The sequence below is a fragment of the Janthinobacterium goodfellowi genome, assembly GCF_051380695.1.
Taxonomy (GTDB): Bacteria; Pseudomonadota; Gammaproteobacteria; order Burkholderiales; family Burkholderiaceae_D; genus Janthinobacterium.
Genome location: NZ_JBNYXN010000001.1, coordinates 79,802 through 92,635 on the forward strand (window position 1 = coordinate 79,802; position 12,834 = coordinate 92,635).

The following is a 12,834-nucleotide window of genomic DNA, read 5'->3' on the forward strand; positions in this document are numbered from 1 at the left end:
GTGGACAGGAATTGCTGCGCTTCCCGCGGATCGTGGCCGATGAGGTGTAAGTAACGTAACAGTGTCGAATTTGCGTAGTCGGCAGGTTCGAAGATGGTGGTTCCCGCAGATAGACAGGGAACTGGCAGCAAACTTTATCCTAATCCACCGTAAAGCAAGTCGTTGTGTAATCGAAAGCGCCTGTGCCAATCAAGAAACCCGAATCCAAAGCGGCTGCAAAGCCCACTAAAGTTACCACGAAAGCCGAAAAGGCGCTCGACCGGCCAGAAGCGCGCGTGACCAGCGCGCCCGTGGTCAGCCAGACCACCGACGCCGCCACCCTGGCGGCCATCGATACGTCCGGTTATGTCTTGCCGTCGGTAAAAGTGCCAGGCCGCCGCGGCCGCAAGCCAAAAGAATTCCAGCCAGAAAATGATGAAGTCGCCGCCTTGAACGCCGTCGAGCGGGCCGAACTGAAGGCCGTCGACAAGGCCAAGGCCAAGGACCGCAAGGCGAAAGAGCGCGCACTGCTGAAGGACGCGTTCTCGTCCGACACGGAAGCGAGCGAGGAAGAACTCGAGCGCCGGCGCCAGAAACTCAAGACCCTGATCAAGTTCGGCAAGGAACGCGGTTTCCTGACGTATGCGGAAATCAACGATCACTTGCCCGAAAACATCGTCGATCCGGAAGCCATCGAAGGCATCATCGGTACCTTCAATGACATGGGCATCGCCGTCTACGAACACGCGCCCGATGCGGAAACCTTGTTGTTGTCCGATAACGTTGCCGTCGTCACCAGCGACGACGAGGCGGAAGCGGCGGCCGAGGCCGCATTGTCGACCGTCGACTCCGACTTCGGCCGCACCACCGACCCCGTGCGCATGTACATGCGCGAGATGGGCTCGGTCGAGCTGCTGACGCGCGAAGGCGAGATCGAGATTGCCAAGCGCATCGAAGATGGCTTGAAGGACATGATCCAGGCCATTTCCGCCTGCCCCGTGACGATTGCCGAAATCATCGCCGCCGCCGACCGCATCGCCAACGAAGAGATCAAGATCGACGAAATCGTCGACGGTCTCGTCGATGAAAACGAACCGGTCGCTGCCGCTCCCGTCGTGTCCGCTCCCGTCGAAGAAGACGAGGAAGAAGGCGAAGCGGAAGAAGAGGAAGAGGAAGAAGAGGAAGAAGCGAGCGCGTCGGGCGCCGCCGGTTTCTCGGCCGAACAGCTGGAAACCCTGAAACGCACGGCGCTGGAAAAATTCGCCGTCATTTCGCAGCAATTCGACAAGATGCGCCGCGCCTTCGAGAAAGAAGGCTATAACTCGAAACCGTACGCCAAGGCGCAGGAAGCCATTTCGCAAGAATTGCTGGGCATCCGCTTCACGGCCAAGGTCGTCGAAAAGCTGTGCGACACCCTGCGCGGTCAGGTGGATGAGGTGCGCCATATCGAGAAACAGATCCTCGACGTGGCCGTGAACCGCTGCGGCATGCCGCGTGCCCACTTCATCAAGGTCTTTCCGGGCAATGAAACCAACCTCGACTGGGTCGATGGCGAAGTCAACGCAGGACACGCGTACAGCGCCATCCTGGGCCGCAACATTCCGACCGTCAAGGAACTGCAGCAGCGCCTGATCGACCTGCAGGCGCGTGTCGTTCTGCCGTTGCCGGATTTGCGCAATATCAACCGCCAGATGGCGGCCGGTGAAATGAAGGCGCGCAAGGCCAAGCGCGAAATGACGGAGGCCAACTTGCGCCTGGTTATTTCGATCGCCAAGAAATACACGAACCGGGGCCTGCAATTCCTCGACCTGATTCAGGAAGGCAACATCGGCCTGATGAAGGCCGTCGACAAGTTCGAGTACCGCCGCGGCTACAAGTTCTCGACGTATGCGACCTGGTGGATCCGCCAGGCCATCACGCGCTCGATCGCCGACCAGGCGCGTACGATCCGCATTCCCGTGCACATGATCGAGACGATCAACAAAATGAACCGGATTTCCCGCCAAATCCTGCAGGAAACGGGCGCGGAACCCGATCCGGCCACCCTGGCGATCAAGATGGAAATGCCCGAGGACAAGATCCGCAAGATCATGAAAATCGCCAAGGAACCGATCTCGATGGAAACGCCGATCGGCGACGACGACGATTCCCACCTGGGCGACTTCATCGAGGACAACAACACCCTGGCGCCGGCCGACGCAGCGCTGCACGCGTCCATGCGCGGCGTGGTCAAGGACGTGCTCGATTCCCTGACGCCACGCGAAGCGAAAGTGCTGCGCATGCGTTTCGGCATCGAGATGTCCACCGACCATACGCTGGAAGAAGTGGGCAAGCAATTTGACGTGACGCGCGAACGCATCCGCCAGATCGAAGCCAAGGCGCTGCGCAAGCTGCGCCACCCATCGCGCTCCGACAAGCTGAAAAGCTTCTTGGAAGGCAACTAGAAGCCAATAGGGCTTGACGTGCGCCCCTGATACCCCTATCCTCGCGTGTCCGTTTCCAAAACGGCCGCGCGAGGCGGGCATCAACAGCGCCGCCACGCCGCAGTCCCCGGGCCTCTAGCTCATGCTTGGTTAGAGCAGCGGACTCATAATCCGTTGGTGCCGTGTTCGACTCACGGGAGGCCCACCATTCTTACGTAGCTGCTCATGGGCAGCTATGATCCGCACTACCTCGTCTGCAGGGACGCCCGACTCTTCGATGATCTTTATGGTCGTATGGAAGTCGGGCACTCTCTCTCCATTCACATAGCGATCCAGTGTCTTCTGAGGCACGCCCCACGCCTTCGCTACAGGCAACACTTTTCTACCCTGCAACGCTCTCGCTATCAATTCCTGATATTCCATAGTATTTTCTCATTGGCAATTAGTCCAAATGGACATTAATATCGCACTTAGCTAGTCCAAACGGACATTTTAATTTGTCCGATTGGACGAAGTTAACGATAGCACAGTTGCGTCTGCCGTCAACCATATCGAGCGTTCTGCATAGACCTGAGTAAGTTTTCAATGTCACGTCGAATGATCTCTGCTGGCGGCACGCTGTGATAGCGAATTGTGGTGTGCCCGGCTTGTTTGAGCATGGCGTCTCTCTCTCTGTCGAATAGTTCGCGGCCTATGTGGCTGCGGTCGTCTAGCTCGATCACTGCGATGACGTTCATTTGTTTGCTACACAAAACGAAGTCGGCCACTTTTCGGTTGAAGCGATTTCGGGATTGCCAGCCTTCGGCGGTGATGAGCGCGGAAAACGCCACTTGGGTTAATACGATGCATTCAGGTAGCGCAGTCGTGAGAAGGGAGAACATTTGTTGTTCTCGGGTTGTAAGTATAGGTTTTCGTTTTATCTGCGGTGACTCCGGTGTTTTGCGCAGTACGTGGCGAAGAATCTCCGGGTCAAATAGTTTTCGAACTGCTAGTGCCGCTAATGCTAGTGAAAGAAAAAATATAAAGATGTTCATAAAGTAGCCATTATTTTTTAATTGGCAATAAACATATCACAGCCGTGATTAATCGCTCTAGTGGGCAAATTTACGAAAGAAAGAAAAATGAAAAACACTATCCAAATTTTGCACGTCACCCAAGTGGCTGGCCGTTCGAAAAAAACCGGCAATGATTACGATATGCGCATGGCGCAATGCATCGTCCATAAGCCAAACCGCGATACCGGTGTCATTGAGCCGTTAATCGGTGAACTGGTGTTGCCGGAGCGCTTCAAAGACACTCAGCCGGGCATGTATGAGGTCGAATTCGAAGTATCGATCTCGCAAGATAAGCGTGTCGGCGCACAGGTCTTTTCCATCACTCCAATTTCCGCCGCGTCCCAAGCAAAACCCGCTGCAGCGGCTCCCGCCGTCAAGGCGAACCCAGGTCAACAAACCGCCTCGTAATTTTCCATGCCTTCCTGCGTTGATTCCACACAAATGACGGGGCCAGATGCTCCGTCTGGTGCCGTGCTGTACACGGTGTCTAGCGCTCCTACTGAGTTGGCTACATGTGCCTATGTGGTTGAGTCTGGCCCGGAGTATGTGGCTGCTGTGGCGGCGCAGGAAAAGGCTATCGATATCTATTTTGCGGCCGCAGTCGTGGTCGTTTTCGCTTTGGGCTGGATCGCAGGGGCACAACGATGATGTTGCTAAAAAATATCTGGCCGGTTCTGTTTTTGGCTGGTCTCTTTGTCTGCGCTGTGTACCTGGTGAAGTACATCATTGCCCGGTTCTTGGAGCATAAATAATGACCATTGGCGCTGCTGTTGGTTATGTCTTGAGTGCGTTCGGTATTGGCTATGCCGCTGGTGCGATTCAGCGGGTGATCCGGCGCTCGATAGAAATTTTGGATTAGCAGTCTTTTGGCGCTGGGTCGTCGTCAATCGTATGTAGACCGTCATTTTTTAAGGATGTACAAATGAACAAAAATATCATGCGTGGTTTGGCTTTGGTGGGCGCGGTTGCCGTTTCCGGTGTTGCTGCCGCCGCTGATGATCCGGGTGTCGCAGCGATCCAGGGCCTGTCCGGTCAGGCTACAACCTACATCACGGCTGCCTTCGCCGTCGCCGTTCTGGTCGCCGGTGGCTTCTGGGGTATCAAGATGATGAAAAAAGCGTTTTCGAAGGCTGGCTAATTCGTCGGCGTTCGGGCGTACAGGGCGGCTTATGTCGCCCTTTTTTATTGGATAGAAATGAAAAATATTTTATTCCTCTTTTTGATGGCTTTTTATATTCAGCCAGTTTTTGCGGGCGGTATTTATTTCCAAGGTGCTGATGGATTGGTGTATACAAGCGTTGAGGAGGCTTGCCAGAAATATGCAGCCTTGCCCGCACATCCAAACACCGTAGTTAGCGTCAAAGAATATGAGGAGGATAAATTTTATTGCGAGGTTAAGCCATTCGGCGCTACAACTATACGCGGGGTATATGTCACTAAACTCGGTGATTGCCTAGATGGTGATAGCGCGGGAACTTATAGAATTCCATCTGCCTATTACAAGCGACTTCCTAACGGTGACAGCAAAGTAGTTCAAGCAATTATTCAGGATGGTAGTTTATTGAGTGCTTCATATTGCGTTGATAAGTGTGTAGCCAAGGTTAGGGGTAAAGAAGATTTAGGTAAGACGATTGAGGGGCCTTCCGATCCTAATGGCGTGTTCTTGATGTCTTGGAATATGAGGTTGACGCAAAACGGTGCGCGCTGTGGCTCTCAAAAATTACCTGATACGGTTGTTCCGCCTTATACGGGGTCGGGTGATCCGCCTAAGCCGACTGATCCGACTGATCCGACTAAGCCCACCGATCCTACTAAGCCGACTGATCCGACTAAGCCCACCGATCCTACTAAGCCGACTGATCCGACTGATCCGACTAAGCCGACTGATCCGACTAAGCCGACTGATCCTAGTAATCCTGGCGGCACTCCGGGCGGAACTCCTGGCGGTACTCCAGGCGGTACTCCAGGCGGAACCCCTGGTGGCACCCCTGGCGGAGACCCTGGTGGAACTCCTGGCGGCACTCCTGGCGGTACCCCTGGCGGCACTCCTGGCGGCACTCCTGGCGGTACTCCTGGCGGAACTCCTGGCGGTACCCCTGGTGGCACCCCTGGTGATAATCCTGGGAGTGGCAAGCGCGGTTGCGGCTTACCCGGTGATGCTCCGTGCCGCATTGATGAAAGTGGTATGCCGGAAATAGAAAGGTCTGTTGGGGATGCGTGGCTTAAGGAGCTTAGCGATACCAACGAAAAGGGATTAGAAAGAATCGGTTCTCTTGTTCGGGAGAAATTCGGGGCCGGTGATTGGTTCCCGACAATTAGTACCGCTGTTTGTAAGAATCCGACTGTATCTAATCCGGTGACTGGTGGTTCATACGAGGTAGATGTCTGCACTTATGTGAACATATTCGCAAGATTTATTTCAGGCGTTATTTGCTTCTTCGCGCTCATTGGTTCAATTCAACAAATCTCTTCTGCTTATAAGGCTTAATCATGCCGCTTCTTGGTCAATTGCTCGTATCCATCATTACATTTCTGATTAGTATTTTTGGAAGATTTATGGTGGCTGAGAAAGCGTTTAGGGTCTCGGCCGTATTGATATTTGTAGGTCTGGCTTCGGCGCTTTTGGCGACAGGACTCTCTTGTGCCCATGGTGTTTGTGCGCAGGGTATTTCCGGTATTTCGTCTTCCCATCCTAGTTTTGCGGTCGGACTTGGTATTGCTTTTAATTCGACGACGATGGCTGCTGCATCGTGTTATTCGACGGTATGGCTTGCTTGTCAGATATATGTGATTAACAAAAAAGGTATTAACCTTGTGACCAAGTAGGCGGTTGATATGGCTGTTTATGCAATTACGGGCAAGCTCGGGAGTGGTAAAGGTAAGGCGGCGATTGACCAGATCAGGCGTTATCTGCGTGACGGTAAGAGGGTGGCTACAAACTGCGATGTGTTCCTTGAACACCTGATGCCAGCCCGGGATAGGAGTGTAGTTATTCGGGTGCCTGACAAGCCTTCCGCTGTGGATCTGTACATGATCGGCAGCGGTAATCGCTTCATCGATTTTGAGCCGATTTTGCAGCATGGCCGTGCTGGTATTACGGCCATTGCGCCGTCGCCTAAGTTGCTGCCTGGATTTGACGAGCATCACAATGGTGCGCTTATTCTTGACGAGTGCGGCTCCTGGTTGAATACCCGCAATTTTCAGGATAAGGGCCGCGCTGAAATGCTGGAATGGGCTATCCATGCGCGCAAGTATGGGTGGGATGTGTTTTTCATCATGCAGAACATCAGTCAGGTCGATAAGCAGTTGCGCGATTCTCTGCTTGAATATGTTGTCAGGCTGAATCGTTTGGATCGGATGCGGGTGCCTGTTTTGAGCCCTGCCATTGCTTTTATGACGGCAGGGGCTGCCAGCGGTAGCATGCCGCGCTTACATATCGGTGTGGTGCGATTGGGCGCGTCTCCTGACGCTTTGGTGGCTGACCGCTGGTATTTTCGTGGCGATGATCTGAACAACGCTTACAACACGACGCAAGTCTTTTCCGATACCTATCCGCACGGTACCCACTCGCTGCTTTCGTCTTGGCACTTGTCCGCCGTTGCTGGTGTTCCTCCCGATTTCATCGGGCCATTGCAGGCGACGCCTGCTGCTTTGCCGATGTTGAGCTATCGCGCTCTTCCTCCTAAGCCACCTCACAAACATATGACTAAATTTCTCTTTGTTGCTCTCTGCTTTGGCGCCGTCCTGGGCGTGTTTGGCTATCACTTCGGTAAGCCGATCCTTGCGCCTGCCGCTGTTCAAAAACAGCCTGAAATCGTCCCGTCAAAAAATCTCACTGGCGTTGGTTATATCGCTCGGGGCACCGTGTATGTCGTGACGCTGTCGGACGGTCGCAGCGTTACTGCCCGCCGTTTTCGTTTTGTTGATGGTGGTTGGCTTGCGCTGGTCGATGGTGATACCTGGGTGAAGGGTTCGATGTGAAAAAATTATTTATACTGTTTTTCTGGTTGCCGTGCTTTGCGTTTGCGGCAGGTCAGCCAGTCTCGATACAGCTTTCTTCCGTGTCGCTTGTCGCGTTTGCGCAGGCTACCTTTAAGAATATGCTGGCGCGTGATTTTGTCATATCGCCGGAGGCTTTGGCCCTTGATCGCAAGATTACGGTGTCGGTGAGTTCCCTCGATGCTGATCGGTTGCCGATGTTTGTCGAAGGCATTTTGCGGGACCAGGGTATAGCGGCTGAATTGCGCGATGGCGTCTACTATCTGCGTGCTGCGCAGTCTGCCGCTTCTGTTCCATCTGCCATACGTCTATCGTCTGTCGATGTTCCGGTGGGCGATGCCGGTGCTGCGTTCCTTAATAGGCCCATATTGCGCCCTGGGCGTGCCGATGGTGAGGATGGTGCTGTTGATCCAGTGTCTGTTGCCTCTGGCCGGCGGCGTGATGCTGAGTCCGAAGTATATGCGCCGGCTGGTCGTTCGGCTGATTTCTTGGCGGGTGTTGTAGCGGCTGCTTTTGGTCCACATAGTGCGGTTGCGGCTGGCAGTCAAATTGTGCTGACGGGTAGCCCGTCCGAGTTGAACAAAATGCGTATCTTGCTCGGTGCGCTCGATCAGTTGCCGCGCATGGTTGACGTGTCTGCGTCCTGGGTTGAGGTCACGGATAACGCCAGCTCGGGCCGCGGCATTTCCATCATGGCCAGCGTGCTCGGTGCCAAGTTCGGCGCTTCGCTCGGCAGCGTCAATTCAGCGTCCGCGATCAGCTTGCGCGGAACAAATTTCCAGTTGGTGGTCGATGCGCTTAATACCGATGGGCGGTTTAAGCAGGTGTCGAACAGCCGCATTGTGGGCGACGACTATCAAAAGATGGTGCTGACGGTGGGCGATGAAACTCCGACGATTGCCAGCACGGGCAAAGACAATTCCGGCAACAGTGTTCAAAACATCGTCTATCGGCCTTCCGGCGTCATTGTCGACGTACTGCCGAAGGTGCTCGGCAACGGCAAAATCAATCTTGCCATCGATGGGCAGATATCCAGTTTCAAACCTACTTCTAGTGGCGTGACTGGTTCGCCCACGCTGATTAAGCGCCAGGTGAAAACGGCGGTGACGGTCAACGATGGTGAGGTGCTGTTGATTGGCGGTCTGAACGATGCGCAAACCGTCGATAGCTCCTCTGGCTTCTCGTTTCTGCCGTCATCGTGGGCTGCTCGATCGGGGACGAAGCTGCATACCGATCTGGTGCTGATCTTGAGCGCGCAAGTTCCGCATACCTCAGAAAAACGGTGACTTGTCACGTTAATTCTGGGGTGACGGCACAAGCGGCCCGGAGGGCAAAATCTTTGAGGGCATATCGAAGTCGGCTGTGGATTTTGAAGTAATGGCGTCAGATGGCCCGTGCGCATCGGAGCGAGGAGCGACACGTTTTCAAAGTTTTAGCGGGCAGTCCGCCGCCACGCTTAGTACCGCGTCGCTGCACGTTGGCCAGTACAGCCCACTCTGAAAAACCGTTTTGAAAGTATGCACATGAAACAGCTTGAGGATGACAAGACGATTGATCTACTCGGCCCGATTAAACGGGGCAGGGGGCGTCCGGCAACTGGCGCGGCAAAGACCAGTGCGCAAAGGCAGAAGGAGCGTAGGGAGCGCTTGCGTGACGATGGCAAGGCATTTCTTACGGTGCATGTGGATGCGAAGGTGCTGGAAGGATTGAAGGCATATGTCCGTTTTAAGGACGTTACGCCGGATCAGGTGATCGAGAAATTATTGCGGCAGCAGTTGTTGCGTAAGCGGTAGCGGAAAGCTTCGTGACGCTACCTGTGCGCAGCGCGGGGAGCGGCGCGAAGCGCCGCTAAACTTGTATTAGGGACACTTAAGAACACAGCAGTAGAAATCGCAGTTACGGGCATGTGCAGTACAGGATTTCAGCTCAGTTTTTGATAGACAAAAAAAAAGCCCCAGGCATCTACTAAATGTCCGGGGCCTTCGATAAACCTGCCGTTACAGGACTACCGAATGACCGAATTAGATTATGAAAACGCTTTAGCGTCAATTGATTTCTCGCCTGTAGAGCCATCTGCGCAACATCGCCCGGAGTGGTGGGACGATGAAGGCATCAAGAACACATGGAATGACAATTACACGGCCCGTAAGCGTGTTTTTCCTGATGGACAGTGCGAAGTGACAGTAACCAAGGAACGGCACTTTGTAGGCCCAGCTAGGCTGCTCAAAACGAAGGCCAAGCGCGGCGAGTCCGAAAATCGCGAGGCAAACGATGATGATGCTGGCCGCCGTGCGAAAAAGAACGTCAAACATTGCTGCAAACAGATCGGCGCTGATCGCATGGTTACGCTGACGTATCGAGAAAATATGGTGGATCGTGAAACAGCACTCAAGCACTGGAAAGCATTTTGCCGCAAGCTCGGCAAGCACAAACAATTTCACTATGTCGCCGTCATTGAGGAGCAGGAGCGTGGCGCGCTGCATTTCCATGTCGCTGTCGCCGGTCGGCAAATGTACGCGCTCTTGCGTTCGATCTGGCAAAGTGTTTTGGGTCGCGGCCCGAATGGTGAGCAGATGGGACAAGTCAATGTTCGTGATCCGCATCGTTTTGGCTTTGGCGTTACTGGAGCGCACAAGATTGCCAGCTACATTGCCAAGTACTGCGGCAAGGAAATGCAATGCAGGGCGCTCGATCAGAAACGTTATTTCCGCTCTAAGGGCATCGTGGTGCCCGAAGTCCACTCTTGGCGCTTATTGGGTTGTACTTCGATGCTTGGTGCCGCGCAGGCCGCTTTCCGTGCGATTGAGGGGCATTGTATGGATGGGTTGCAGACGTGGTGTAACAACGGACTGGGCGTTGTCTACATTGCGACGGCTCCCGGCTTGCCCGACACGACGGAAGAATGTCCGTTCTGATATAGTTGGTTTATGGCAACATTGTTGTGAGGCGTAAGATGGTAGTTACTGGATTGGTGTTGGAATCGCTGTCTGGTAAGACATGGTGTGAGGCAGTTGATCGCTGGTTGATCGAGAAGGCTGATAAGGCTTCTTTGCATTCTGATAGATGCATTTTTCGGTGGCTTGAGCCGCTTTTGTCTGGTTATGAGCTAAACGATATAAATCGTTCTGTGGTGGATGCCATCACGAAGAAAAAGCGTGCTACAGGTGTGACGAATGGTACTGTCAATAGGACGTTAGCTTTGCTGCGCTCTGTTTTGATCCGGGCTTGTGTAGATTGGGAGTGGGTTGATGCTATTCCAAAAGTTCGGCTGTTAAAAGAGCCGGACCGCCGGGTGCGATATCTGACTCAGGAAGAGGCCGCGATTCTATTACGCGAGTTGCCGGAGCACTTGTCACACATGGTGGCATTTAGTCTTGCAACTGGTCTACGCAAGGGCAATGTCATTGGCCTATCTTGGTCGCAGATCGATTTGAGTAGACGTGTTGCTTGGATACATCCTGATCAGAGTAAGACTCGTAAAGCTATCGTTGTACCACTTAATGACGACGCTATGCGTGTACTGGTTTTGCAGCGAGGTCGCCACTCCATACGAGTTTTCACTTATAACGGCGAGCCTGTAATCGCGGCTACTACAGCGGCTTGGTATAAGGCGTTGGAGCGTTCTGATATTGATGATTTTAGATGGCATGATCTGCGCCACACATGGGCCAGCTGGCATGTGCAGCGCGGTACGCCATTGCATGTTCTTCAGGAATTGGGTGGGTGGCAGTCGGCGCAGATGGTGAGGCGCTATGCACACTTTTCTGCGGGGCATTTGGCTGCCCATGCAGCTAATCTTCCAAGGTTGATATCGGCTGTTGTGAGTTAGATGCTATCGATTGCGTTGGAGCGACTGGTGCTGGGTTTGGCTGTGGAAATATCCTAGGGCGACCCAGGTATCTGCCAATTTTATCGCCATCGACCGGTGCTCGATTTGCATAAAAAGTTGTAACTGAGAAATATTCGTCTATCAGCCTGCCAGCATCATGCTGGTACCGATACTCTAGGAGCATGAGGCCGCCGGGAGTTACTCCCAAAGTTATCTTCATTTTTTTCTGAGCTTCGGTCATGTAGACGGTACCCGACTGTCCTAGCTTGAAATGAATTAACTGCGGTATTGTTCGATTGCCAGCACTTTTAAATTTCCAGTGTTTTTCTGTATGTATTTGGCCGTATGACGAGTTGCCTACATGCAATCGGATAGGGATGTCGCGTGGAAACGCTTCAACAGTGTTTGCTGGAAATATTGAAAATGTTTTCGATCCATCAGCCAGCCAGAAGTCTGTCGCTTGTTCCCCAGTTTTTGTAAAAGTAGCCATTTTTTCTCCTAGGCATTGATTTTACGCTATAGCTACAGCGGCCCTCAGGAGGATCGATGCGGTGGGGTGTATATTTTGCAACAGATTGTGGGTGGTGCGAACCTTAGAACGGGCTAGAATGCTAGCTCTGCGGGGTGGGGGTGGGGGCCAGATTGCAAAATGCTGGTTGCATAATTACTCAAATTAGGTTAAGATTGCCTCACGTTGTCAGAAGACGATATGCCCACAGTAGGCGGTGAAGTGTTGTGTGGCATTGTGGCTGAATGGACCGCTCAGTTCATGTTCATCATGACTGCCATTGAACGTGGTGCCTAGCATATTGAAGCAAATTATTGATAAATATGCATGGCTCGGCGAATCAAAAAAATACTTTGACGCTGCGCACGCCGTTCCAACTATGTATTCTAAAGGCCACCTTCGGGTGGCTTTTTCTTTTAGTCTGCGATATGGTAATTTGGTCTGCATTTTGCTAGGACTTGGCCATACTGAGCCGGGCGGGTAGTGCATGTGTCTCATAAACCATTAGTGCCGTGTTCGACTCACGGAAGCCCCACCAGAATTGAGCAATAATAGAACGAGCCCCGGCGGGCCACTGCCGGGGCTTTTTTCGTGCTGTCGTACAATCGCGGCATTGCGATTTATCAAGGATGAAACGAGATGACGGCTGAAGTGAAGATTGACGATATCGTGGTCGGTGACGGCAAGGCGGCTGCGCGTGGAGCGCTGATCACGGCGCATTACCGGGGTTGGCTGGAAGATGGCACGGAGTTTGACTCGTCGCACAAGCGGGGCGAACCGTTCCGCTGTGTGTTGAGCAATAACAAGGTCATCCAGGGCTGGATTCTGGGTTTGCACGGCATGCAGGTCGGTGGCAAGCGCAAGCTGTGGGTGCCGGCGGCGCTGGGGTATGGCGAGCGGCAGGTGGGCTTGATACCGCCGAATTCCAATTTGATCTTCGAGATCGAATTGCTGGAAGTGCTGACGCGCGATTGATCGCTTGACGCGCAATCAGGGGGGCAGGGCGCTTGCCTTCATTCTACGCGAACAGCGGCATGTTTT

General features: G+C 53.4%; 13 protein-coding genes and 1 tRNA gene. 12 read left to right on the top strand and 2 right to left on the bottom strand.

The genetic code is table 11. The features are described 5' to 3' along the window. Positions 1-182 precede the first annotated feature (182 nt). Both rpoD and ACQ4WQ_RS00370 read left to right on the top strand, forming a co-directional pair. Positions 183-2,423 (top strand): RNA polymerase sigma factor RpoD, encoded by a 2,241-nt coding sequence (rpoD, locus tag ACQ4WQ_RS00365; RefSeq protein ID WP_070287785.1) that lies wholly within the window; start codon positions 183-185, stop codon positions 2,421-2,423. A 108-nt stretch (positions 2,424-2,531) separates the two neighbouring features. Further along, positions 2,532-2,610: transfer RNA gene (locus ACQ4WQ_RS00370), tRNA-Ile, on the top strand. 334 nt (positions 2,611-2,944) lie between these two features. Here ACQ4WQ_RS00370 and ACQ4WQ_RS00375 read toward each other — a convergent pair. Then, positions 2,945-3,436, bottom strand: a complete 492-nt coding sequence (locus ACQ4WQ_RS00375; RefSeq protein ID WP_436493891.1) for a DUF2726 domain-containing protein — start codon at positions 3,434-3,436, stop codon at positions 2,945-2,947. An 87-nt stretch (positions 3,437-3,523) separates the two neighbouring features. Here ACQ4WQ_RS00375 and ACQ4WQ_RS00380 point away from each other — a divergent pair, with 87 nt between their 5' ends. The 9 genes from ACQ4WQ_RS00380 to ACQ4WQ_RS00420 all read left to right on the top strand — a co-directional run bounded on the left by ACQ4WQ_RS00380 (position 3,524) and on the right by ACQ4WQ_RS00420 (position 11,285). Beyond that, entirely contained in the window at positions 3,524-3,865 is a 342-nt protein-coding gene (locus tag ACQ4WQ_RS00380; RefSeq protein WP_133989413.1) for a hypothetical protein, read from the top strand. A gap of 514 nt (positions 3,866-4,379) precedes the next feature. Continuing rightward, positions 4,380-4,595, top strand: coding sequence for a major coat protein (locus ACQ4WQ_RS00385; RefSeq protein ID WP_436493893.1), 216 nt, complete (start codon positions 4,380-4,382; stop codon positions 4,593-4,595). 57 nt (positions 4,596-4,652) lie between these two features. Beyond that, a complete protein-coding gene (locus ACQ4WQ_RS00390; protein WP_436493895.1) occupies positions 4,653-5,945 on the top strand; it encodes a hypothetical protein in 1,293 nt (430 codons plus the stop codon). A gap of 2 nt (positions 5,946-5,947) precedes the next feature. Beyond that, a complete protein-coding gene (locus tag ACQ4WQ_RS00395) occupies positions 5,948-6,283 on the top strand; it encodes a hypothetical protein (protein ID WP_436493897.1) in 336 nt (111 codons plus the stop codon). Between the two features lie 9 nt (positions 6,284-6,292). Further along, the gene (locus ACQ4WQ_RS00400; protein WP_436493899.1) at positions 6,293-7,438 is read left to right on the top strand and encodes a zonular occludens toxin domain-containing protein; all 1,146 of its coding nucleotides are present in this window, start codon (positions 6,293-6,295) and stop codon (positions 7,436-7,438) included. Continuing rightward, entirely contained in the window at positions 7,435-8,742 is a 1,308-nt protein-coding gene (locus ACQ4WQ_RS00405) for a type II secretion system protein GspD (RefSeq protein WP_436493901.1), read from the top strand. Before ACQ4WQ_RS00400 ends, ACQ4WQ_RS00405 begins: the two co-directional genes overlap by 4 nt. Before the next feature lie 237 nt (positions 8,743-8,979). Further along, on the top strand, positions 8,980-9,249 hold the full coding sequence (locus ACQ4WQ_RS00410; RefSeq protein ID WP_436493903.1) for a hypothetical protein: 270 nt from the start codon (positions 8,980-8,982) through the stop codon (positions 9,247-9,249). A gap of 219 nt (positions 9,250-9,468) precedes the next feature. Further along, complete coding sequence (locus ACQ4WQ_RS00415) at positions 9,469-10,371, top strand: rolling circle replication-associated protein (protein WP_436493905.1); 903 nt, start codon at positions 9,469-9,471, stop codon at positions 10,369-10,371. Positions 10,372-10,430: 59 nt separating this feature from the next. Then, positions 10,431-11,285 (top strand): tyrosine-type recombinase/integrase, encoded by an 855-nt coding sequence (locus ACQ4WQ_RS00420; RefSeq protein WP_436493907.1) that lies wholly within the window; start codon positions 10,431-10,433, stop codon positions 11,283-11,285. Here ACQ4WQ_RS00420 and ACQ4WQ_RS00425 read toward each other — a convergent pair. Continuing rightward, entirely contained in the window at positions 11,248-11,775 is a 528-nt protein-coding gene (locus ACQ4WQ_RS00425) for a hypothetical protein (protein ID WP_436493909.1), read from the bottom strand. The genes ACQ4WQ_RS00420 and ACQ4WQ_RS00425 overlap by 38 nt on opposite strands. Positions 11,776-12,432: 657 nt before the next feature. On the opposite strand from ACQ4WQ_RS00425, the gene ACQ4WQ_RS00430 reads away from it, so the two are divergent. Then, positions 12,433-12,768: an FKBP-type peptidyl-prolyl cis-trans isomerase gene (locus ACQ4WQ_RS00430; RefSeq protein ID WP_436493911.1), complete on the top strand. Its 336-nt coding sequence runs from the start codon at positions 12,433-12,435 to the stop codon at positions 12,766-12,768. Positions 12,769-12,834 lie beyond the last annotated feature (66 nt).

Bases quoted from the DNA above. Each gene is read 5' to 3' on its own strand.
- ACQ4WQ_RS00385 (WP_436493893.1), top strand. From the start codon at position 4,380: ATGAACAAAAATATCATGCGTGGTTTGGCTTTGGTGGGCGCGGTTGCC.
- ACQ4WQ_RS00380 (WP_133989413.1), top strand. From the start codon at position 3,524: ATGAAAAACACTATCCAAATTTTGCACGTCACCCAAGTGGCTGGCCGT.
- ACQ4WQ_RS00430 (WP_436493911.1), top strand. From the start codon at position 12,433: ATGACGGCTGAAGTGAAGATTGACGATATCGTGGTCGGTGACGGCAAG.
- ACQ4WQ_RS00425 (WP_436493909.1), bottom strand. From the start codon at position 11,775: ATGGCTACTTTTACAAAAACTGGGGAACAAGCGACAGACTTCTGGCTG.
- ACQ4WQ_RS00395 (WP_436493897.1), top strand. From the start codon at position 5,948: ATGCCGCTTCTTGGTCAATTGCTCGTATCCATCATTACATTTCTGATT.
- ACQ4WQ_RS00415 (WP_436493905.1), top strand. From the start codon at position 9,469: ATGACCGAATTAGATTATGAAAACGCTTTAGCGTCAATTGATTTCTCG.
- ACQ4WQ_RS00410 (WP_436493903.1), top strand. From the start codon at position 8,980: ATGAAACAGCTTGAGGATGACAAGACGATTGATCTACTCGGCCCGATT.
- ACQ4WQ_RS00390 (WP_436493895.1), top strand. From the start codon at position 4,653: ATGAAAAATATTTTATTCCTCTTTTTGATGGCTTTTTATATTCAGCCA.
- ACQ4WQ_RS00375 (WP_436493891.1), bottom strand. From the start codon at position 3,436: ATGAACATCTTTATATTTTTTCTTTCACTAGCATTAGCGGCACTAGCA.
- ACQ4WQ_RS00400 (WP_436493899.1), top strand. From the start codon at position 6,293: ATGGCTGTTTATGCAATTACGGGCAAGCTCGGGAGTGGTAAAGGTAAG.